Consider the following 2,644-nt stretch of genomic DNA (forward strand, 5'->3'; position numbering starts at 1 on the left):
AAACAGTTTTGTCCGGTGAAGCAAAGGATGCATTAGCAGCTTATACTGAACTTTTAGCACTTTAGCGAAAACAGTCCGCGGATATTTTTGTCGACAAGCACACTCAACTCGCCCGGCAAGACTCCTCGGGCTTGAGCAATATAATTATAAACATGCTCGATAAACACGGGCGTGTTTGTCTGTCCGCGCAGTGGAACCGGAGCCAGATAAGGTGAATCTGTTTCAAGCAGAATTCTGTCATCCGGCACAAAACGTAAAAGCTCTGCCATTTCTTCAATCTTAGCCTTTTTTGTATAAGTCACTGCCCCGCCAAATGCTATATACAAACCTAAATCAAGAAATTTCCGGGCTTCATCTTTACCGTAAGAATAGCAGTGAATAATTCCGTTGTAATACACCATATTTTTTATGCAGTCTAAAGTATCTTCAAAGGCATCACGACTGTGAACAATTACAGGAAGATGCATTTTTTTGGCAAGAGCTATCTGCATCTGAAAAAGTTCACGTTCACCTTCATACACGCTTTTATCAAAATCACTTTCGCATCGTCCGTCAACACCACTTGGATTCCAGTGATGATCGAGTCCGCACTCCCCGATTGCTACAAGATGTGATTTATCCATAAATGATTCGATTGAATCTTCAAGCTTTTTCACAGCTTCGATGCGGTTTTTAATTTCTTCAACATCAGGCCAGATTCCAGCAGAATAATAAATCATTTCGTCAGCTGGCTTACGCATAAAATCCGGCAGTTTTGCAACAGTCTCCTGAATCTGAACATGACGGCGAAGTAAATCATCGCATTTCGTGCCAATATCAAGACCGAAAAACATATTCCGCTCTACAAGTCTGGAAAGGATTTCAGTACCATCCAGCCCGCGCTCAATTAAATGATGAAAATGAAAATGAGTATCACTGAACATAAAAATATATTATCGAATTTCATGAAAATAGTGAAACTTAAAATTGAATAATACGAATTTTATTATTATAATGTAAGCATAAAAGGAGATAAAAATGGCAGTTGCTTCATTAGTTTTAGGTATTATCGCTATCGTAATGAGTTTTACAGGTGGTTTAGGCTGGATTGGAATCATTCTTGCAATTCTAGGAATTATTTTTGGTATTCAGGGGAAAAAAGATACTGCACATGCAGGATTAGCAAAAGCAGGATTTGTTACAAGCATTATAGCCTTATTTTGGTCTGTAATTGCTTTCGTTGCATGTGTACTTTGTGCAGCAGGTTTAGCAGCAGCCGGTGCTAGTCTTTAATTCTTTCACAAACCTGTCAGACTAAGAGTTTGACAGGTTTATTTTTTATTTATGCTTCCCTTTATTTATATTTTTTCTACACCAATTCCAATGTACGGCCTTTGTATAGCGTTTGGGATTTTGTTGGCATCGTTTATTTCAAAATTAATTATAAAAAATGAAAATAAAAGTTTTGATGATTTTATAATTTTTGCAGTCATTTTATTCGGAATGGGTTTTTTAGGCGCAAAATTTTTTTATATATTTATAACATTTCCAATTTCAGAAATTCCTCAACAATTACTCTATTTAATTACCGATAAAGAAAAAAGTTCTGTAGGATTCATTTTTTATGGTGGGATAATTTTTGGATTTTTAGGACTTTTTATAGCTAAAAGAATAACAAGAAAACCTATTATGGATTACTTACCGATATTCGCTTGTATTTTACCAATCATTCATTCTTTTGGTAGAATAGGCTGTTTTTGTGCTGGCTGTTGCTATGGAATCCCGTATAATGGATTTTGTGCCGTACATTATCATAATCCAATTTCTACTGTTCAATCAGAAATTGGCATTTTTCCAGTACAACTTTTAGAAGCAATAATTCTTTTTTTATTAGGAATATTTTTTATCACTATAAAATTTAAGAAAAAATCTTCTCTTAACGATGATATTTTTATTATTTTTTCTTATCTTATTTCTTATTCCGTACTTAGATTTTTTGTTGAATTTTTACGAGGGGATATTGAACGCGGAAAATACGGCTTATTTTCAACATCACAAATTATAAGTCTATGCATTATGATAGTTTCAATAATCTTTTTACTAATTTTTAAACTAAAAAAGATAAAGAATAATAATCAGCTCGCTTGAAATTAAATCTTTTTTTATGTTATAATGTTTCCGTTGCTTGCAACGATGCCAGGATGGTGGAATAGGTAGACACAAGGGACTTAAAATCCCTCGACAGCTAATACCGTCGTGCCGGTTCGATTCCGGTTCCTGGCATTTTTTATTTTACCTGACTGAAAAGCCCTGCCATTTCATTGCGCCACTCTCCGCGCTGACTATCCCGTGCTTCCCACTCAATTGTTTTTTTGATTGTAAAATGTTTCTGATCATGCGGATTTGCTGAATAAAGAACAGCAAATTTTCCCTGCCCAATATATGCAACTCTTTCAGAAGGTGAAAGTTTTTCTTCATCCGTGATTTTATTTAATACACAGTCAAAATGAACAGGTTTACCTGAATTCTTGTTTGAAATTGCATTAGCAATATCCTCAATTGGATTTCCGCAAATTTCACAATTTATGACATTTTCCTTAAAGGCCTTTATTGAAGTCGGAGGCCAAGCGGTCTTAGGAAGACAAATGTCTTAGCCAACTCCTTG

Annotated in this window: 3 protein-coding genes and 1 tRNA gene; 3 read left to right on the top strand and 1 reads right to left on the bottom strand. The window is 35.1% G+C overall.

Features of this window, described 5'->3' with window-relative positions; genetic code table 11:
- Window positions 1–53: 53 nt before the first annotated feature.
- Window positions 54–923 (bottom strand): TatD family hydrolase, encoded by an 870-nt coding sequence (locus ACKI5B_RS11590; protein WP_407428916.1) that lies wholly within the window; start codon window positions 921–923, stop codon window positions 54–56.
- A 94-nt stretch (window positions 924–1,017) separates the two neighbouring features.
- Here ACKI5B_RS11590 and ACKI5B_RS11595 point away from each other — a divergent pair, with 94 nt between their 5' ends.
- The 3 genes from ACKI5B_RS11595 to ACKI5B_RS11605 all read left to right on the top strand — a co-directional run bounded on the left by ACKI5B_RS11595 (window position 1,018) and on the right by ACKI5B_RS11605 (window position 2,262).
- On the top strand, window positions 1,018–1,272 hold the full coding sequence (locus ACKI5B_RS11595) for a hypothetical protein (protein ID WP_407428918.1): 255 nt from the start codon (window positions 1,018–1,020) through the stop codon (window positions 1,270–1,272).
- Window positions 1,273–1,323: 51 nt separating this feature from the next.
- Window positions 1,324–2,127, top strand: coding sequence for a prolipoprotein diacylglyceryl transferase (locus ACKI5B_RS11600; RefSeq protein ID WP_407428920.1), 804 nt, complete (start codon window positions 1,324–1,326; stop codon window positions 2,125–2,127).
- A gap of 47 nt (window positions 2,128–2,174) precedes the next feature.
- A tRNA-Leu gene (locus ACKI5B_RS11605) sits at window positions 2,175–2,262 on the top strand.
- The last annotated feature ends 382 nt before the right edge of the window (window positions 2,263–2,644 follow it).

The organism is Treponema sp., assembly GCF_045657965.1.
GTDB lineage: Bacteria > Spirochaetota > Spirochaetia > Treponematales > Treponemataceae > Treponema_D.